At 47.9% G+C, this 18,413-nt stretch carries 18 protein-coding genes; 5 read left to right on the top strand and 13 right to left on the bottom strand.

Features of this window, described 5'->3' with window-relative positions:
• Window positions 1–38: 38 nt before the first annotated feature.
• Both KNQ06_RS06085 and KNQ06_RS06080 read right to left on the bottom strand, forming a co-directional pair.
• Window positions 39–257, bottom strand: coding sequence for a hypothetical protein (locus KNQ06_RS06085; RefSeq protein WP_149427448.1), 219 nt, complete (start codon window positions 255–257; stop codon window positions 39–41).
• Entirely contained in the window at window positions 254–1,540 is a 1,287-nt protein-coding gene (locus KNQ06_RS06080) for a right-handed parallel beta-helix repeat-containing protein (protein WP_214770292.1), read from the bottom strand. The genes KNQ06_RS06085 and KNQ06_RS06080 overlap by 4 nt, the downstream gene beginning before the upstream one ends.
• Window positions 1,541–1,657: 117 nt before the next feature.
• On the opposite strand from KNQ06_RS06080, the gene KNQ06_RS06075 reads away from it, so the two are divergent.
• Window positions 1,658–2,236 (top strand): hypothetical protein, encoded by a 579-nt coding sequence (locus tag KNQ06_RS06075; protein ID WP_214770295.1) that lies wholly within the window; start codon window positions 1,658–1,660, stop codon window positions 2,234–2,236.
• Between the two features lie 36 nt (window positions 2,237–2,272).
• Here the strand turns inward: KNQ06_RS06075 and KNQ06_RS06070 are convergent, their stop codons facing one another.
• A complete protein-coding gene (locus KNQ06_RS06070; RefSeq protein WP_215147547.1) occupies window positions 2,273–2,887 on the bottom strand; it encodes a histidine phosphatase family protein in 615 nt (204 codons plus the stop codon).
• Between the two features lie 144 nt (window positions 2,888–3,031).
• Between KNQ06_RS06070 and KNQ06_RS06065 the strand changes: the two genes are divergently transcribed.
• On the top strand, window positions 3,032–3,907 hold the full coding sequence (locus tag KNQ06_RS06065; RefSeq protein WP_149427456.1) for an alpha/beta hydrolase: 876 nt from the start codon (window positions 3,032–3,034) through the stop codon (window positions 3,905–3,907).
• Between the two features lie 273 nt (window positions 3,908–4,180).
• Here KNQ06_RS06065 and KNQ06_RS06060 read toward each other — a convergent pair whose 3' ends face one another.
• Together KNQ06_RS06060 and KNQ06_RS06055 are read right to left on the bottom strand one after the other, a co-directional pair.
• Window positions 4,181–4,867: a hypothetical protein gene (locus KNQ06_RS06060; RefSeq protein ID WP_215147545.1), complete on the bottom strand. Its 687-nt coding sequence runs from the start codon at window positions 4,865–4,867 to the stop codon at window positions 4,181–4,183.
• Window positions 4,868–4,887: 20 nt separating this feature from the next.
• Complete coding sequence (locus tag KNQ06_RS06055) at window positions 4,888–5,418, bottom strand: nucleotidyltransferase family protein (RefSeq protein ID WP_149427460.1); 531 nt, start codon at window positions 5,416–5,418, stop codon at window positions 4,888–4,890.
• Between the two features lie 186 nt (window positions 5,419–5,604).
• Between KNQ06_RS06055 and KNQ06_RS06050 the strand changes: the two genes are divergently transcribed.
• Both KNQ06_RS06050 and KNQ06_RS06045 read left to right on the top strand, forming a co-directional pair.
• Window positions 5,605–6,192, top strand: a complete 588-nt coding sequence (locus KNQ06_RS06050; RefSeq protein WP_064299787.1) for a hypothetical protein — start codon at window positions 5,605–5,607, stop codon at window positions 6,190–6,192.
• Between the two features lie 65 nt (window positions 6,193–6,257).
• Window positions 6,258–9,494, top strand: a complete 3,237-nt coding sequence (locus tag KNQ06_RS06045) for an FtsX-like permease family protein (protein WP_215147543.1) — start codon at window positions 6,258–6,260, stop codon at window positions 9,492–9,494.
• Between the two features lie 52 nt (window positions 9,495–9,546).
• On the opposite strand, the gene KNQ06_RS06040 is transcribed toward KNQ06_RS06045, so the two are convergent.
• The 5 genes from KNQ06_RS06040 to KNQ06_RS06020 form a co-directional block, all read right to left on the bottom strand.
• Window positions 9,547–10,470, bottom strand: a complete 924-nt coding sequence (locus KNQ06_RS06040) for a DMT family transporter (RefSeq protein ID WP_215147541.1) — start codon at window positions 10,468–10,470, stop codon at window positions 9,547–9,549.
• Between the two features lie 105 nt (window positions 10,471–10,575).
• The gene (locus KNQ06_RS06035) at window positions 10,576–11,046 is read right to left on the bottom strand and encodes a hypothetical protein (protein ID WP_215147539.1); all 471 of its coding nucleotides are present in this window, start codon (window positions 11,044–11,046) and stop codon (window positions 10,576–10,578) included.
• 31 nt (window positions 11,047–11,077) lie between these two features.
• Window positions 11,078–11,395, bottom strand: coding sequence for a hypothetical protein (locus KNQ06_RS06030; RefSeq protein WP_215147537.1), 318 nt, complete (start codon window positions 11,393–11,395; stop codon window positions 11,078–11,080).
• A gap of 29 nt (window positions 11,396–11,424) precedes the next feature.
• Entirely contained in the window at window positions 11,425–13,869 is a 2,445-nt protein-coding gene (locus KNQ06_RS06025) for an ABC transporter permease (RefSeq protein ID WP_215147534.1), read from the bottom strand.
• Window positions 13,866–14,609: an ABC transporter ATP-binding protein gene (locus tag KNQ06_RS06020; protein WP_353049188.1), complete on the bottom strand. Its 744-nt coding sequence runs from the start codon at window positions 14,607–14,609 to the stop codon at window positions 13,866–13,868. Before KNQ06_RS06020 ends, KNQ06_RS06025 begins: the two co-directional genes overlap by 4 nt.
• Window positions 14,610–14,793: 184 nt before the next feature.
• On the opposite strand from KNQ06_RS06020, the gene KNQ06_RS06015 reads away from it, so the two are divergent.
• Window positions 14,794–16,362 (top strand): serine hydrolase domain-containing protein, encoded by a 1,569-nt coding sequence (locus KNQ06_RS06015; protein WP_215147532.1) that lies wholly within the window; start codon window positions 14,794–14,796, stop codon window positions 16,360–16,362.
• 64 nt (window positions 16,363–16,426) lie between these two features.
• On the opposite strand, the gene KNQ06_RS06010 is transcribed toward KNQ06_RS06015, so the two are convergent.
• From KNQ06_RS06010 to KNQ06_RS06000, 3 genes are read right to left on the bottom strand one after another with little or no spacing between them, the layout of a single operon-like run.
• A complete protein-coding gene (locus KNQ06_RS06010; RefSeq protein ID WP_215147530.1) occupies window positions 16,427–16,849 on the bottom strand; it encodes a cytidine deaminase in 423 nt (140 codons plus the stop codon).
• Between the two features lie 10 nt (window positions 16,850–16,859).
• On the bottom strand, window positions 16,860–17,630 hold the full coding sequence (locus KNQ06_RS06005) for an ABC transporter permease (RefSeq protein ID WP_064299780.1): 771 nt from the start codon (window positions 17,628–17,630) through the stop codon (window positions 16,860–16,862).
• On the bottom strand, window positions 17,627–18,328 hold the full coding sequence (locus tag KNQ06_RS06000) for an ABC transporter ATP-binding protein (RefSeq protein WP_214723369.1): 702 nt from the start codon (window positions 18,326–18,328) through the stop codon (window positions 17,627–17,629). The genes KNQ06_RS06005 and KNQ06_RS06000 overlap by 4 nt, the downstream gene beginning before the upstream one ends.
• Window positions 18,329–18,413 lie beyond the last annotated feature (85 nt).

The raw sequence follows: 18,413 nt of genomic DNA, 5'->3' as shown, positions 1-18,413 counted from the left end.
TTAAATGAATTCCTTGTTATTATCGATTAATTCAGGTGTTATTTTGAACGCTTTGTTTTCCATAACATGAACAATAGAATTGCTGGAACGAGACAGATGATTGCATCGGTAACGGTCGGCAGTCTTAACGCCGGACTTGTTAAAAACCGAACGCCTTCCACCGTCCAAATCGTTAACATACAGGCGGTCAACGCTGCAAGCCGCCAGCGTCTCGGAATCCGGATCCAGTAAGCGAGGAGTCGCTCCGATAACTTCATCTTCCTTCCACCTTTCGGACCGCTTTCAGAAAGCTTTGTTCCGTTTTATAGGAAGCGTCGCGCCACATGAAACGTTTTGTATGCTGGAACGTATTTTTTTCAAACTGATTTCCCGAACTCGTCTTGAAGTAATGGGCGACACTTAACGAACCATCGAATGTGTTCCCGATGATTTTGTTGTCGTGGACATCATGCTGGACGAGCAATTGACCACCCTCGAGCCCTTTCGTATCATTCCCGATCAACTGATTTTGCTCGATCCGGACACGTTTTGTACCGCCTCGCTTCGTGTCATACCCACCGATCGCAATTCCGGTGTAGACGTTTTGCCGTACATCATTCTGGCGCACGATGACATCTTCTGCGTATCGTCCGGCATGTTCACTCGTCACTTCAATCCCGATATCACTCGCTTCGACGAGATTCTTCTCAATTGTTAGGTTTTTCCCACCATCGACATAGATACCGGCTGCATTGTATTCCTTCCCGTAAGCAGGATTGCCGTAGCTCGACGTCCGGTAAACACGATTTTCCGACACGACGCCCTCACGGACGTAGTCGTCTTTCTTCGACTGAGCGATCCCTTCGTGTCCGATCAAATCAATGCCGATGTTGTCGTTATCCCGTACGACGTTCTTCGTCACACGGAAATGTTTGACGTTTCCGTTTAAGACGAGGGCTTCACTGAAACCGAGACGATTCTGCTCGACTCGGTTACCGGTGATCGTCAGGTGACGAATCGCTCCCGTTCCGTAGACGGCGATGCCGTGTGCATTCCCATCTTTCGCGAGCGTCTTGATCTGGCGAACCGTATTGTTCTTCAACGTGATGTTAAATCCTGATCCCGTGACCAAAATGCCGATCGGTGTCGCATCCGACCGTTTCGACTGAACGGCTTCGATCGTCAGTCCTTGGATTGTCACATATTTTCGATTTTTCACCTGAACGATCGGTAAGGTTGCGTCCCGATCTTTGATGTTTTTCCCGCTTAACGTGACCTGCTCGTCTTGATAGTTTCGGAAGGTGATCGGGCGTTCTTTCGTTCCGTTCTGTCTAACGTTCAGCTTCTCGTAATACGTTCCTTTTCGCAAGTAGACCGTCGTACCCGCAGTCGCTTTTTGTGTCGCCTGTCGAATCGTTTTAAACGGATGCTTCAACGTGCCAGTATTTTTATCACTGCCGTTCGGTGCGACGTATAACGATTTTGCCGTCGATTCGGCCTCTTCACTTGTCGAGGCACAACCGACGAGCAGGACGGTTGCTAATAACCATTTGCCTTTCATGATTTCCTCCTTTATTTAGCAAGAACATTGTTGGTATAATCTAGGTAACATTTCTAATTTTTTGAATATTTCAATTTCATCTCGATTCACTATGACTATGGAAAAGAGGATCACGTCATGAAATACGCGCTCTTATTCACTCTGCCCTTCTTGCTTGCTGGTTGCACAACGGAAGCAACCGTCCTTCCAAAAGAAGCCGTCAACATCAAGAAGTCTTCCTTTTCGATCACACCTTCTACCACGAAGGACGAGTCGCAGCAACAGCGGACATTTTTCTTAACTGGTACACTCGATCGCCCACTCCAGCTCAAAGCGGTCCAATTTGACGATACAGAACCACCAGAGGTGCTGATCGACAAATCGATTCCTGCCGGTACATATGATCGCACACCGTTCCAATTGACGTATGATTTGAACCTGCTCAACGATTCGCATGCCTTCACCTATTCGCTTGATACGAAGAATGGTATTCCTGAGACGAAAACGGTCTATACCTTACCTCAAAACGTCCAGACTGACAGCGGTCAATTCAATGATCAGAAACAGACGATTGCTTCGTTCTATCCCTTACTCCTCAAACGCTATACGACAGGAGAATCGATCATCGGTCGCTCGATCGACACGTTATCCTCTCCTCATCTAAAAGTCAGAAAACAAGAAGGCGCAATTTTGATTTATTTGGCGAAATCACGATAAGGGGAACGGCGGACCGAGAAAAAGTCCGCCGTTTTTTTAGTCCGCTATGACATGCGACATGTCAGCTTCTAATCGAATCACGGCTTCCCCATCCCTGTATTCAACGATCGTCAAACTCGTTCCATGAATGAACGGCGGATCCCATAATGTCGCGAACGGCTTTCGTTGAAGATATGTCAGCAAGATGTTAAGGAAGATGCCGTGGGTGACGATCAAAATGTTTTCGTCTTCTTCATGGTCTGCTAGTCGTTCCAAAAACGATAGAATGCGCTCGCGGACCGCGTCAAAGGACTCTCCACTCTCCGGTATGTAGGTATGCGGCGTTTGCCAAAATGCAACATGAGCAAGCGGATGCGCGACTTCAATTTCCGCTGCCGTCCGTCCTTCCCAGGCCCCCATGTGCATTTCACGCAATCGATCGTCGATGGTGACCGGAATCGCTGGATCGAGATCCATCATTCGAACTGTTTCTCGGACGCGACCAATCGGACTGATATAGAGGTGATCCAGATGAATTTCACTTAAGCGGTGACCAAGATCCCGCGCATTTTGTCTGCCCTTTGCTGTCAAAGGAGAGTCTTCCCAGCCTTGCATTCGTTTTTCGAGGTTCCATTCCGTCTCGCCATGACGCGTAATGTAAAGTGTTGGCATCTGTTCCATCCTTTCGATTTCTAGTTTCTTTCAAAAGTGTATCAAACTCTGGCTGCTTTTTCCTGCAACTAGAGAAAACGAATCCAGTAGAGAAATTCACCAATCCGTTCGGTATGATGAAGATAGACCTAAAGGAGGAATTCGATGAATCGCCAAGAGATGATTGACCTTGCCAAACAAATCCGCTCGGATGAGGAACGTCCTCAAGTCACACCTCCTCATCCATCGCAAGCGACAACGACTACACTACAAGTGTCGACTTCAGTCGGAGATGTCCGAGTGTTGTGCCACTCACCGATTGATGCAGTAGAACCGTTACCCGGATTCATCAGTTTCCATGGTGGTGGTTTTATCACCGGAACGCCAGAGATGGATGAACCATGGAATCTGTTTCTCGCTGAGACCGTCAACTGTCATGTTCTCAATATTGAGTATCCGTTAGCCCCGGAGCATCCATTTCCTGTTCCGGTTCACGTCGCCTATGAGGTCGTTCAGTGGATTTTCCAACATGCTGATACGCTACACCTCGATGCTTCACGCATCGCAATCGGAGGGCATAGTGCTGGTGGCAATCTTGCGACTGCCGTATCGTTATGGAACGCTGAGCAGACAGATCCTGTGCCGCTCATCGCTCAAATTCTGGACTATCCTCCGCTTGATCTCGCGACGGATCCCGCGGATAAACCATTCTTCGAGGAGGCGATCCCCGCTGAACAGGCACGGCAGTTCAATGCGATGTACATCGCTCGTGCGGAAGACGCGTATCATCACCTCGCTTCGCCACTCTATGCGGCTCAACTCGATGCGTTACCACAGACGCTCGTCCTGACGGCGGAGCACGACTCGCTGGCGCAGGAGGCGCGGCAGTATGCGAAACGTCTTCAGGCGGCAGGTGTCGCTGTTGAACACCAGGAATTTGCTGGTCAAGCTCATGCCTTTACACACCACGGTGACATAGATGCGGCGCTTCAGGCGTGGCACCATATCGCGGATTACCTCAAGTCCGTCTATCGTTCGTAAGTATACGGAGCTGACTCAAAAGTCGGTTTCCACAAAGATAAGGGGGGCAGAATGATGATTTTCCACCCTTATTGCGTAAATAAAGAATGACGCGTTTCACGCCACTCCTACAGGAAAAAGCGCATTGTTGCGCTGTCAGAGACAAACAAGACCCGCTTTCCTGCTTGAATAAGGCAGGAAAGCTGGCTTGTGTCTCGCCTGAGGAAAGGGCGTGAAAAGACGTGTCATTCTTTTTTGAGTCAGCCTCTTTGTCTTTTTAGCCTGTCTAATCGTTTACTCGGTGAGAAGCGAGTCAATCGGACTGTCTAGTGATCGCTGAATCAATCGTATGATCGTCTCTTCCGGTCGATCACTGACGATCCACATCACGTCTGTTCCGTTTTGGTAGGCAAGATTGAGCTGTTTTCCTTGCTTTAGAACGTGTACTATCAATCCATTAACGGTACGTACCCGTTTTCCAAATCGTGTCGGAATCTGCTCACTTTTCAGTCGTGTCTGAATCACTGTATAATGACGATTCGTTACAAGTTTCGTCGTCATTTTCTTCTTGTTTCCTTCCCACGCTAGGCTCCCTTCGATTGCCTCGCCTTTCGTCGATTGATCCCGAATGAGATCCATTGAACTGCTTAACATCCAGTTCGACTTTTTTTCGTAAATCATCAGCGTATCGTATCGTCCTTCAATCACGCTTGCTAACAGTAGATTATAGTCACCGAATCGAGCGTCCACTCGAAAATCGTCTTGCTTTAACGTATAGGTGGACTTGTCACTCAAGTCATACTTAAACTGATGCTCAGCGGTCTGAGACGCAGTCGGATAGGAACCACTGTCGAACAGACTCATACCATCAACGTGAATCTTTTCCTTCACCTCGACATTCTTTTCCGGCGCGCATCCGCTGATACAGAGGAGTCCTACTAGTAAAATCGGTATCGTTTTTTGATAACTGATTCGTTTCATCGCATAAGCTCCTTCTTGTTTCATGGACGTATATGTAGACTCGGATCGTCTCTCCATCCTTTTTTACTCACCCGTTGCTGAAAGATCGAATGACGTTCAGTACCAACTTGAAAAGACGGTGTCGGTCGAATGATCCGATTCGTAAAGTCACTTGCGCCGTATGGAAGATAGAGTTCAAAGTCTGGTCGTCTCGTCACACCGATTGCCGTGACGGTCTCCGGGAACTGCGCGATTGCATCTTGTGCTGATGTGTATGGAGGCAAATCGTTGACTGCGTGCATGCGTGCTTGATTCTTGACCGACCACGGTAAATCAAGCCATTCACACAATTGTCGCTCATGTCTTTTTTCCGTCTCTTCTGAAATATCCGATGGATCAAAATAGACGATATCGATATCCGACTGTGCGTTTAAGTCGGTTCCCCAAACCTTCGAACGTAAGACACCGGCACAGATCCACCAATCCGGCAAATCAAGTCGTTCTACAGTGGCCAGCATGAGTTGCACTTCCGCATCCTCTCGTAATCGCTGTTCGATGTCAGCTTGATTCATTTCGTTTTCTCCCTCCAACGCAGCATGATGCTGGTTGCTTATTTTCTATAGTTTACCTCATTTCATCAGAACTGGAATCATTTCCTGACTTTTATCCCATTTTTTGTATTATCACTTGTTTCCATTCCTTGTAAATAGTATATTTTGTATAACTATTCTGACAATTCAACGAAAAGGAGTGTTTTCATGTCACGTTCTCGTAAAACGATTCCCGTGCTTGTGACTTCTTTTGCTCTACTTGGTGGTGTTGGTTGGTACTGGGCTTCACATCAGGATAAACCCGTCAACGTCTCATCACAAACGAAATTAGCTGGTGTTAATGAAACAACCGAAGATCATGTTCAATCGATTCAAGAATTGATGAAGCTAGGAATTGTTAAAACGTATCCTGGTGATCCGGAATTAAAAAAGAAGTCATTCCGTGCTGAAGCACTTTTAGCTTCTCCCCCAAAAGAATTACAGTTAAAAGAAAAGACGGGTTTCCGCTACGTAACCGTACCACTTGTCCTGCATGATACGACTGAGACTGTGGGAGGTTACAGCATTTATAAACCGAACTTGTTTGTTCTAAATGACGGTAAGGGCAACGAATACAAGGTGGTCGACTATGTCAACCATAATCCGAAGGCATGGCGTAACAGTCATCAGTATTACGCTCCACAACGTGCTCAACTCGATCTCGTGTATCAAGTACCAGTCAAATCGAAAACGTTCGTCTTACTCGCAGATTCCGACGCGTTCCCGAAAACACATGCGATTAAGATCGAGTTATGAACTGTCGCGCTTGCATGAATGTGTAGGCGCTTTTTACATAGTATTTTAGAAGGGACGTGGTGTGAGTGCTACGATTCATTTGGAATTCTTGGTGGCGCAACAAAGAACGATTCATCCTCTTACTTGTCGGCGTACTCGTCGTCAGTACCGGATTGAGTTACTTGATCGGCACGACGCAAGCGAACAACGGTACCGTCGTTGACGAGTTACAAAAACGCTGGAAATCTTCCTACGATATCGTCGTTCGTCCACCGAACAGCCGGAGCGTGACGGAAGACCTCAAACTACTCGAACCGAACTATATGAGTGGTCTAGACGGTGGGATCACGATGAAACAATACAAAACAATTCAAGCCCTTGCAGATGTCGACGTCGCTGCTCCAATCGCGATGATTGGAAATCATGCGACAGGTGCAAACGTCGGCACGCATCGTTTTGATGATTACGGTGTCTATAAGTTGACGATCACTGACAAACAGAATACCGGACTAAACGTCGAAAAGTATTCTTCCGTCAACTATCTTGCTGCTGGGTGGACGCCGGATGAAAATGCCACTATCTCTGGTGTCTCACCTGCTGCGCTCGGTGAAGAACCTTTGCTCGAGTTCGGGAGCGATACGATGATTGCCGGAATTGACCCAAAAGCGGAAGCCCGCTTGATTGGTCTAGACGAGGCGACAGTCGACGGCAAACATAGCCGTTATTTTGACGAACAGGACACAGCAAACATCGTCGATCCGGAACTTGGAACGGTCGAGCTTCCCATATTGATGAACGAGCGCGAGTATGTCGACGCATCGCGAACGTATACGTATGAAAAGTTAGATCTTCCCCTCATTAATGATTCGATTCAGGAGACGATTCGAGATGTGACGAAACGGGGCGGTAAAAAATATTTAAAAACGTTAAAGACGACGGATAGTCCTGGAAAAACCTATTCCGTCACGACACAAGACGTTCAGAAAAAATTGATCCAGCAAATCATGACCGACTCCTTTCCGACATTACCCTCTGGTAACTCCGAGTGGCTGATCCTCAAACCGTCACCAATCAGTTACCAGACGATTTCGAGCCCTTTCGCTTCGCGTTGGCCTTTCAGTTATCAGGTCGAACCGAAAAAAGTCAATCCTGATTCCTTACTTGCGAAACGGACGATGTATCGTGAGGCACGGATGTTCGGAAAAACGAGTGACGATTGGCCACGGATTCGCTTGAACTATATCGGCGTCTTCAATCCGAAGAAATTGAATTTATCAAAGGATCCGTTAACCGAATTACCGATGGAAACTTACTTCCCAGCTAAAGCACAATGGGTCATGGACAAAAACGATCGACCGGTCAATCCGGTCAAGGACGTCAAGCCGACGAACGACGCCTATGATTTCTTGACGAAACCACCTTCTATGTTGACGACGCTCGATGCCGCCTTTAAGATTCGCGGTGAAAAAGCGATTTCCGTCATTCGTGTCAACGTCAAAGGTGTCGATCAGATGAATGCCGCGAGTGAGCAAAAACTCCAAGATGTCGCTCGCGAAATCGAGGATAAGACCGGTTTGATCACGGACGTCACGCTCGGTTCGTCACCGCAACTTGCATTGACTTACTTACCGGGTCTAGAAAAAAAATCGGCGCTCGGCTGGGTGCAGCAACCGTGGATTAAGCTCGGTTCTTCGATGACGATTTTCCAGGAAGCGAAAGTCGGTATGTCTGGTGTCATCGCTAGCGTCATCGCGGTCGCACTCGTCTATGTCTTTAGTTCTAACATCATCCTGCTGTACGCTCGTAAAAAAGAGTTCGCGATTCTATTATCACTCGGTTGGCGGTCACGTCAGCTCTCTAAACTGCTATTCCTTGAAGCGACGCTACTCGGTTCTCTCGTCGCACTAATCGCCTGGACGATCCTCGGTACGTTCTGGTTGACGACGGACCATCCAATCGCACTGGGTCGGATTCTTCTAATCGGACTAGCCGGTTTACTCATCTACTGGGGTGGTACACTCGTACCGATGACATTGATCCGAAGAATCAAGCCGTATGAGAGTATGCGTTCCGGGGAAGTCTCTCGTTCACGACGCTTCGTCCGCTCCCAATCGATTGTTGGTATGAGCATGAACCAACTCTTCACATACTGGCAACGAACGCTTCTTTCCATCATCGCGATTGCCTTACCAACGGGTCTGTTCATCTTCTTCCTGTTCGTGACATTCCGTCTAAAAGGAGTCTTGTATGCAACGTGGCTCGGCGAATACGTCGCTTTAGAAGTCGGCACGATGCATTATGTCGCGATGGGTGTCGCCTTATTGATTGCTATTTTGACGACGACGGAAATTCTTTGGCAAAACGTCAATGAACGTCGCAGTCAACTCGCCGTCTTAAAGGCGACAGGTTGGCAAGACAAACTCATCCGCCGAATTGTCTTACTGGAAGGTTTGTTGACAGGGCTACTTGCTGGGATTGTCGGTCTTCTCTTTGCGCTAGCGATGATTTGGCAAGTCTACCGTCAATTCCCGACATCGGAACTCGGTTTCTTATCTGCAACGATTCTAATTCCGCTTGTAACTGGAATTATCGGAGCCGTCTTGCCAGCTCAACGGGCTGTCCGAATCGTTCCGAATGCAGCGATCGGTAGTGTCAGCGTCAATTCCAAAGAGACGGAGCGTCGCTTCAAGCTGGCCCTCTCAACGATTGGTGCCGTGCTATTTGTCGGTGTCTTATCGCTATTCCTGTTTGCGACAAATGAATCGCCAGCTGAACAGACACCGATCGCTCAAGCACCGAAGGTCATCACGACAGGTAGCAAGATTACAGATGGTGTGACCGGATCGAAGAGAACGCTTAAGAAAACAGAAAAACAAGCTTCCGGTGTGATTGAAGAAACGATGGCGAAAGGCGTCATCAAGACGTTCCCGGGAGACCCCGTCGTCAAAGATACAAGTTTTTGGGTTGGTACGTTATTGAAGCAACCGCCTGCCTCCTTGAAATTAAAAGAAAAAGCCGGTTATCAATACATCACTGTACCGACGTTCTATCAAGACCCATTTTATCAAGAAATCGGTGAAGAAAGGTTTTACCATCCGAATCGTTTCAGTCTGACTGGAGTCAGCGGAGTCTACGAACCGATTGATTATGAAAATAAGAACGAAAAAACTTGGAAACAAGGACTGAAATACGTCGCCCCGGGCAAAGCACACGTCAATCTCGTCTATCAAGTTCCGGCAGACGAGACGGAATTCGTCCTGTTCGTCTCAGGGGATAACTTCGCGAAGACGATTTCAATCAAAATCGATTTAAAGAACGACTAAAAACAGACCGTCTCATGCGTAGAGTCTCTTACGCGCAAGACGGTCTGTTTGTTCATAAACGAATCAGGATGATGCCACCAAGCATGACAAGTAGACTGACGATCTGCACACTAGTGACCGGTTGTTTTTTCGCACCGAACCAGCCGAAACGGTAAATCAATAGGCTGCCGGTCAGAAGACCGATCGTGACGATGACGACGGCGAGTCCTGTACCAACGAGCGGAACGATGAAGGCATTACCGGCAACGAACAACGCACCGATCAATCCCCCGATCCAAATCCAAGCAGGTAAGGGTTGCGAACGATCGATGTGCCATTTCGTTCGGAGGATCAGATTCAGTAATAATAAGGTGATCGTACCGATGACGAATGAAATCAAGGCACCTTTGACGGCTGACCCGAGAACACTTCCGAGATAACCATTGATCGCCGTCTGGGCAGCACTCATCATACCCGTCAGAATCCCGAGCAGACGCCAGACAAGCACCGAGTTTTCTGATGATGCCACCTGTTGCTTCCGCCGTCGTGCGAAATAGTCACCAAGCGCGACCGTCCCGACGACACCGAGTAACACAAGCACTGCACCGATGACCCGTGTCAACGAAAGTGTCGTGACGTTCGCTTCAAACAATCCAAAATGATCGATCAACAGTCCCATGATGACTTGACCGAAAATCGGCATGATGACCGTTTGGACACCACCGAGTCGCGGAAACAGCAAGATGTTCCCAGTCAAATAGATGACGCCGAGCAACCCCCCACCCCAAATCCAGAACGGTTCATCGACAGTAGCCGTAAGACCTGTGAGATTCCCATCGACGAGCAACACGAGAATCAGTAAGAAGAGTGAGCCGATCGAAAAGGAAATTAGCGAAGCGAGGAACGGCGATCCCACGACGCCCCGTAGCCGTGTATTGACACTCGTTTGAACCGGTACGAGCAGACCGATGATAAATCCAATAATGATTGCAAGCATACGAGGACCTCCTTCTTCATGTGCCCCTTCATCATACGGCAGTCGAACACGCTGAAGCGACCGGAATGCTCAAAAAGGAGCCGGTTCATTGACCGGCTCCACGAATTATATCTTTTCCCAAGATTTCGGATACGTCCGCAGTTCCTTCTTCGTCGGATGCTCGGCATCGAGACGTTTTCCGTTTCGTTCAAGTCGCATATCGGACACGAGCAAAGCAATCGCAAGAACGACGTAGACGGCAAAACTAAGGAAGAATGGCAAGTCGAATACGATCAGCATCGGGAAGAAGAGTCCCATCAAGATCACGAACAGAAAATCCGTCACGTACTGCCATTGAATGATTCTCTTCATCTGTGGCTCTTCTGTCAATGCCATATCACGTTCGACTTCTTGCGAGTGAAGCCGCGCAATCCAGACCAATGCCACAAATAATAAAAATAGTGGCCAGTACACGTCCCGATTGGCAACGACCAAAAATATACTGACACCGTACAACAACGAGCTGTATAAACGTGGTTTGACGAGTTGCCGCTTTTCTTCTTGAATGAACGCGATGCGTTCGGCTTTCGTTTTCATCTAAATCCTCCAACTGATGTGACGTATCTTTTTAATCTGATCGAACGGTCCGTGACCGACCGATGTACTCGACCTTATTCTGAAATACGCGATACATTCGGTATTCTCCAGTCGGTGCCGATTTCAATTGAACGGCAATTTGGTGACGTCGTGATTTCGATGATTCGGACGCTACGAAATACGGTTTGACTGACGCGATATTGTCACGCCCAAACTGCTTCGTCACGTGTCGAACGACTTGTACTTCAACAATCTGTTCATAGGTCGCATCCCGTTCATCTGCGATCATCCACCAGCCGACACCGCTAATTATTACGAGTAATAGAATCGCCCCGATCGTTTTTCGCATTTCGATCCCCCCGGTTCACGTGCCCTTATTTACTGTTTCAATTCGTGAACGAGGTTTTCCTGCTTTCGTCGGGTGATGAACCAAGCGATGCTTATGACAAGCACTATTAAACCGACAATGGTTCCGGCAATCGTCGGTACGTTGAAGTAAAATGATCCTGCATCATCAATCCGTGTCACGAAGAAGGTCGCCCCGATACCACTGATCAGTCCAAAGGTGATGCCGCTCCCAATGAATAAGAGCATTTGAATGAGTGTCAGCTGACGGAGCTTGTTCCGTGTCAACGCAATCGTTCGTAGCAATGCGTATTCACCTCGTTTTCCACTCACGAAACTGAGTAAGGCGTTTGCAAGTCCGAACCAGACGGATCCACTCATGACGACAAGCGCGATCAAGAAGACGAACCAGCGTTCCGTCGTTTGTTGCTCCGCATCGCGAAGTGCGTCAGATAGTCGATTCACTTGCAATGTCGGATAACTTTCTGTGATCTCTAATAATGTTGTGGTCACTTGCGCCTTCGTTAACTCGGACGGAACGTCGATAAAGACATTCAAGATGTGATCGTTTGGTTGCCGCAGTTGCTCGTTCCGCCAATCCACGAGGACGTCTGGTGCTATCTTCTTTTCAATTCCAACGATTCGGAATTGACCGACCGAAACGTTTCGTTCTTGTTCCCCGTCCCATCGCCCGATTGGCAACATATCGCCTTTTTGAAGACTGTGTGTTTTAGCAAAGGCGCGTGAGACGATGATTCCTTCTGTGTCACTCGTCTGCTCTCCCGCTAAGACATCAAGACGACGATAATCCGTCACTTCGTATTCGATCGAGACATCTTCTTGAGGCGACTGGTATTCGAAGGAATTGCGAGACGACAGGAAGGTCGCTCTTGCGCCAGGTAGGTCGGTTTCAATTTGTCGAATCAATTGCAACGGGTTTCCTTGCGATCCTTCATCCAAACGACTCTTTAGGACGACTTCTGTCGGATATTGGCTGATGATGTACTTCCGCTCGTTTTGTTGCACCGTCTCAAGGAACGTCGAGCCGATGACGACGATGATCATCAATACTTGAACGATCAGCATCAACCAAGCATTTTTCCGTAGTTGCGGTAACACGCCCCGGAAGGCAACGAAACTCGTCGGTCCCGCTAACCGACGAACAATCGGTTCCGCTCGCTGGAGCACTCCCTTCAAGAGGAGTGGCGTCGCAAGGTACATCGTCAGTAAAAAGGCGACGGTTGCACCGAGCCAGGCGATTGCCCGTGACCCATCCGTACTGGCAATCACTTCAGCGAACAACACCAAACTGACAGTCAATCCACTACTGAACAGGACGAGACGTTTTCGTCGAGTCGGTCGTGACGCCGTTTTCAGATTTTCTCGCAAGACGTGGAGTGGTAACACATCCCGTTTTCGATAAGCCGTACTCGCAAGCAACAGCAGAATCAACAAAGCACTACCGATCGTGATGAGCATCAAAAACGCTCCCTGTTCAATCATGAGGGAGACGATCATTTTACCCTCTGTCGGCCATACGAGTTGACCGAGCAACGGTAAGCAAATACTGCCTAGAATCGTAAGCATCGTGCCCGCTAAGACAATCAATCCAGATTGAACGAAGAAGAGCTGAAACAATTGCCGGGTCGTTGCTCCAAGCGTCCGCATGATGGCAAATTGGACAGCATGTTTACGTAAATACAAGTCGAAATTCGCCATCAAGATGAAGCCGGACACGACAAGGATCAGTACTGACAAGATTCCGATGTAGCCGTTCAGCGCCGGTGAGAGGGCTTGCCCCTCCGCAAGTTCAACCCGGAGCTTCGGATTCGCTTTGACGAGTGTATCGGCATAGTGAACGAAATCCACCTCTTTTTTTAGATTGAGCAAGACGGCTTTCGTTTCGATCGGATGTTTCCTTTTAAGATCAGCATACGAAAGCAAGACTTGATCGTGCGAAGCTTCAGGAGTTTTTGCATTTGGTAAAATCTCTCGGATCCGATACGTCTTTTCTCCGACGCGTAGCGCTTGCCCGACACTACGATCAAGCGACGTCGCGAGTCTAGCTGACACGATTACTTCTCCCTGTTTCAAATCGTTCGTGAAATGATACCGACTTTTCGTCAGGGCATCCGAATGAACTCCCATCGTCTCCACGTCGGCCATCGTTTGACCAGCGACGCGCGCCGTCGTCTGTAAGATCGACTCTGCGCGCAAGACACCGTGATTCTTTTCAAGTTGCTCCAACACGGACTGATCCGTCCGCTCGTCTTCTGGTGTATATTTGACCGTCAGATCGACTTGACCGTATCTTTGTTCACGATCCGCTTCGATTGCGGCTTGATTATGTAGTAAAAAAATGACCATCGTTAAAACGAGACCAATCGAAATCATGACGCTTCCGATTGAGGTCACTAAAATCATCGGACTTTTACGGTACAGTCGGTGGGAAAGACGGAAGAGATGTTGTCGTTTCATACAGCCCCCACGAACTGCTCGTATGTCTCTAAGATCGGCGCCACGTCACCGGTCGACAGCTGATCGGCGACGATCTGTCCGTCATGGAAATACAGCACCCGCTTCGCATGAGCGGCTACGGTCGCATCATGGGTCACGAGCAGGATGCTCGTTTGTTGTTCGCGATTGAGTTCTTGAAGCAATTGCATGATTTCCGCAGATGTCTTGAAATCGAGGTTCCCCGTCGGCTCATCCGCTAAGATGATCGGTGGTCGACTGATCAAGGCACGTGCGATCGCGACACGTTGTTGTTGACCACCCGACAGCTCTTGCGGTCGATGATTGTTCCATTTCGTCAGTCCGACTCGTTTGAGCCAAGTCTCTACCTCTTGATTGATCGTTTTGTCATCCATCCCCTTCAACATCAATGGTAAGGCAATGTTCTCCTGGACCGTCAAATCATCGAGCAGGTGAAACGATTGAAAGATGAACCCGATGTGTTGTTGTCGGTATAGAGTGGCTACTGGTTCAGTGAAGATGTCGCGTTGACGTTTTCCCCTTAGCGTCAACGTTCCACCGGTTGGTGCGTCAAGTGCCCCTAGTATATTCAGTAATGTACTTTTTCCAGAGCCACTCGTGCCCATGATGGCGATGAAGCCACCTTCTTCTAACGTGAAGGAGACTTGTTTTAACGCTTCAATCGTCTCTGTTCCCCGCGTATAGTTTTTTGATAACCGTTCTATTTCTAGTAAACTTTCCACCAGGACCCCTCCTGCAACATGATGTCATTATAATAACCAATATAAGGATTTTTTAGAAGTAAATATATAAAAATAGCTGATATACACGTACCATCAAGGGAATAAAAGGAATTACACTACTTTAAACGAACTAGTCCTAATAAGGAAAAAGGTAAAGCAAACAAAAAAGAAAGCGAGTGAACAGATGATTTCTACGTTAGAGCACGACATTCAAGAACAAGTCATTTCTCAGTCAATCCCCGGATTTTCGTTAGCGATCGTCAAAGGTCAGGAAGTCGTCTACTCCAATGGATTTGGGGTAACAAATCTCGAGGATGGCGGGGTTCCCGTTACAAAGAACACACTCTTTCGAATTGGTTCATTAAGTAAGCCGTTGACCGCAACTGCCATTATGATCCTTGTCGATCAAGGAAGGTTGGATTTAGATGTTCCTATCATCGAATATGTGCCGTTCTTTTCTTTAAAAGATCTAGGTGCTACGAATAAGATCACTCTTCGGATGCTGTTGAGTCATACGTCTGGGCTTCCTGATGGGACGGACATCGTCGGAAGTCGTAACGTCGACGCATTAGAACAGTACATCCGCCGCGACGTGCCAAAGTTATCATTGATCGCTCCTCCGGGTCTCCTTTTTTCTTACAGTAACCACGGATTTAATATCGCGGGGTACGTTGCAGAATACGTGACTCAAACGTATTTTCCAGAGCTTATGCGAGATCTTTTATTCAAGCCGTTAGGAATGTCACGCACGCTTTACGATCCTCTCATGGCGATGACCTTCCCACTAGCGTTACCTCATGAACGAACAGAGACTGGTCACACCGTCGTCAGACCATTTTATGAGAATGTGGCGAACTATCCTTCCTGGTTTGCGATGTCGACCGCAGCGGATTATGCCAAATTTCTCCTGATACATCTGAACGCTACACCACTCCTGTCAGCAACAGCTATACGCGAGATGCACACATTACAAGTTAGCCGTTACAATTTGCAGCAACTCGGATGTGGATTATCGTTTATTACGGAAGACTACAACGGAACACCGACGATTCGCCATGGTGGAGCGATTGGAACGTACACGAGTTTCATGTTAGCTGCTCCAGAGCAACAACTCGCTATCGTGACACTCGCAAGCCAAGACTACGGAATCGATCTCGCTTATGAAATCTTAGATCAGTTGCTGGAGACTACGCCCGACCATACGAAACCGGAAGTGATGATTCCGAATCGTTCTGATTGGGAGCGATATACAGGCTACTATCTAGGAAATCAAAATGGGCTGGTGCAAATCATTAACGACGGTCAACAACTTAAGATGCATCTGAATGGAAGCGAGATGACGCTGCATGCGCATCAAAACAAGCTCTACTTCTCGCAGGATACGGATGGGAATTCGATTACGACAGTTGGTTTTGTAGAGGATGAAAACGAAGACGTCCATTATATCGTTCTAAATGGACAAACCTGCAAACGAATTGAACAGGAACAGGTCACCCAACCAAAAATCAATTGGTCAGTGATCGAAGGAACCTATTCCAATGGTTCGATTTCCTTTGGACTTAAAGCTGTCAACGACCAACTCTTCCTGCTTGATGAAGATCAAGAATATTTCTGTCGTCCCTTGTTTGGCCCATTTTTCTTTACGGAAGAACAGGGATTACTCGAAATAAAAAAACACGAACATCGAACACTCTTGATTGTCCAAGGTAGTTGGGAATTTGATCAACTTGGAATCGAATCAAGTCCTATCTAAGACGATCGACTTTTACCTCGTAAACACGAAAGGACCTCCTTACCGAATGATAAGGAGGTCCGATTTACTGTCGAACATATTTCAAAGGAATCAAATCCGCAATCCGGACTTTCGTCAATTCTTCGTCCAGATTCAAGAGGACAAACGCGTCCGGTGCATAATCGGAAATCAATTCGCGACACATGCCGCACGGACTGACGACACGAATCGTTCGGTCCGTCTCATCCGAATAGGGATGTCGGACAGCGACGATCGTCTCAAAATCCGTCAATCCATCCGTGATGGCGGAACCGATCGTAATGGCTTCCGCGCACACCGTCACCCGTCCGATATACGCTTCGACATGAACACCCGTTTTCGTCGCGCCATCTTTCGTCCGCAACGCAGCTGCGACGTGATGTTTATCGTCGGTGTAACGGCTTTGAATCGTTTCGGTTGCTAGTTCGACCAGTTGCAGGTCGGCTTCTGTAATCGGATAAGTCTGCATAATCTGCTCCTTACGTATCTTTTTTCTTATAGGTCAAACCGATGAATTGTGCTTTTTCATTGAACAGTCGACGGTAGGATAGAAAACCAACGAGGACCGATGCCATCGCTGCCGTCGTCAAGATTAGGAATAGAATCAATAGTTGATAGAGGACGGCTTCCATCGGATCCGCGCCACCGATGATCAACCCACTCATCATCCCTGGCAGTTGGACGAGCCCCATCGTTTTTTGCGCTTCGATCGTTGGAATCATACTTGTCCGGATCGCGCCTTTTAAGCTCGTATCAATCGCTGTCTTCGCATCTCCACCGAGTGAAAGAATCAGTTCGATGACCTCGTCGCTTCGTTCGACCTCGTCCTTGAACTTATTGAGGAACAATAAGGACAAGATCATACAGTTTCCGATGACCATCCCGCTGATTGGAATGACTTGCTGGGCTTCGAACGGAATGATTCGTAACCCGAGCAAAATGCCCATCGTCAATGCTTCAACCGCAATCAGTGTGAACAAAATGATCCACTGAATCCCGGGAATTCCGTCCCCTTTACGGATGACGTTCAGTGTCGCTGCGCCGATCATCAACAGAATCATCAATAACATGAAAATTGGACTTCCGCTTTCAAAGACGAACGTCAGAATATAACCAATGATCAAGAGTTGGACGATCGATCGAACGGTTGCGATGATGATGTCCTTCTCTAGACCCAGCCGTAACGTCCGCGCTAAGACAAGGGGGATCAGAATGAAGATGAGCGAAGTTGCCAGTTGGAGGTAACTCATATCGATTCCCCCTTCAAGAATGCTTGTGTCTCTGCTTGACCACCTGAAGCGAGTTCTTTAAAAGCACCAGACTCGATCAATCGTCCATCCTTTAAAAACCAGATGTCGTCGCTGACCCGCTTGGCTTGCTCTAAGTCATGCGTAATCCAAATGATCGTCGTCTGTAACTCCTGCTGCAAATCAAGAATTAACTTCTCAATCTCCTGTACCATCCGGTAATCAAGACTTGCCGTGATTTCGTCGAGCAACAGGACGTCCGGACGATTGACGAGTGTTCGTGCGATTCCGAGTCGGCTCCGTTCGCCACCGGACAAATCTTTGACCGGTCGCTCAAGTTCGACGGATAGGTCAACTTGTTGTAACAAACGTTCCGCTTCTTCGCGCGGTAACGATTCACCGAAGATCGATTTCGGCAAATTGATATTATCGTAGACGGTACCTGGAATCATCGGCGCGCTTTGGAACGCCATCCCGATCCGTTTGCGGACATCGAGCAGATCCATCTGTTCAAGTGGTTCGCCTCGAAAACAAATTTCGCCGCGATCGGGAGAAATCAGTCCATTGATGTGCTTCAAGGTCGTGGATTTCCCGGCACCACTTGGTCCGACGAGCGTCGTAATGAGACCTTCGCGGAACTCACCTGTTATTTCGTGTAAGATGTGTTGATAGCTGACTTCGTGAAACGTAAGAATCGACATACTGTGTGTTCACCTGACTTTCTACAAGTTTCGAGTAATACTCCTGTAAAGTTGTACCCGAAAATTCGTCACCTTAGTACGTCAA

Source organism: Exiguobacterium sp. s91 (genome assembly GCF_018618915.1).
GTDB lineage: Bacteria > Bacillota > Bacilli > Exiguobacteriales > Exiguobacteriaceae > Exiguobacterium_A > Exiguobacterium_A abrahamii.
The sequence above is the reverse complement of the archived record's forward strand: the minus strand, read 5'-3'. Positions and strand labels throughout refer to the sequence as shown.

Coding starts and splice junctions, on each gene's coding strand:
- KNQ06_RS06085 (WP_149427448.1), bottom strand. CDS start 257: ATGAAGTTATCGGAGCGACTCCTCGCTTACTGGATCCGGATTCCGAGA.
- KNQ06_RS06080 (WP_214770292.1), bottom strand. CDS start 1,540: ATGAAAGGCAAATGGTTATTAGCAACCGTCCTGCTCGTCGGTTGTGCC.
- KNQ06_RS06075 (WP_214770295.1), top strand. CDS start 1,658: ATGAAATACGCGCTCTTATTCACTCTGCCCTTCTTGCTTGCTGGTTGC.
- KNQ06_RS06070 (WP_215147547.1), bottom strand. CDS start 2,887: ATGCCAACACTTTACATTACGCGTCATGGCGAGACGGAATGGAACCTC.
- KNQ06_RS06065 (WP_149427456.1), top strand. CDS start 3,032: ATGAATCGCCAAGAGATGATTGACCTTGCCAAACAAATCCGCTCGGAT.
- KNQ06_RS06060 (WP_215147545.1), bottom strand. CDS start 4,867: ATGAAACGAATCAGTTATCAAAAAACGATACCGATTTTACTAGTAGGA.
- KNQ06_RS06055 (WP_149427460.1), bottom strand. CDS start 5,418: ATGAATCAAGCTGACATCGAACAGCGATTACGAGAGGATGCGGAAGTG.
- KNQ06_RS06050 (WP_064299787.1), top strand. CDS start 5,605: ATGTCACGTTCTCGTAAAACGATTCCCGTGCTTGTGACTTCTTTTGCT.
- KNQ06_RS06040 (WP_215147541.1), bottom strand. CDS start 10,470: ATGCTTGCAATCATTATTGGATTTATCATCGGTCTGCTCGTACCGGTT.
- KNQ06_RS06035 (WP_215147539.1), bottom strand. CDS start 11,046: ATGAAAACGAAAGCCGAACGCATCGCGTTCATTCAAGAAGAAAAGCGG.
- KNQ06_RS06030 (WP_215147537.1), bottom strand. CDS start 11,395: ATGCGAAAAACGATCGGGGCGATTCTATTACTCGTAATAATTAGCGGT.
- KNQ06_RS06025 (WP_215147534.1), bottom strand. CDS start 13,869: ATGAAACGACAACATCTCTTCCGTCTTTCCCACCGACTGTACCGTAAA.
- KNQ06_RS06015 (WP_215147532.1), top strand. CDS start 14,794: ATGATTTCTACGTTAGAGCACGACATTCAAGAACAAGTCATTTCTCAG.
- KNQ06_RS06010 (WP_215147530.1), bottom strand. CDS start 16,849: ATGCAGACTTATCCGATTACAGAAGCCGACCTGCAACTGGTCGAACTA.
- KNQ06_RS06005 (WP_064299780.1), bottom strand. CDS start 17,630: ATGAGTTACCTCCAACTGGCAACTTCGCTCATCTTCATTCTGATCCCC.
- KNQ06_RS06000 (WP_214723369.1), bottom strand. CDS start 18,328: ATGTCGATTCTTACGTTTCACGAAGTCAGCTATCAACACATCTTACAC.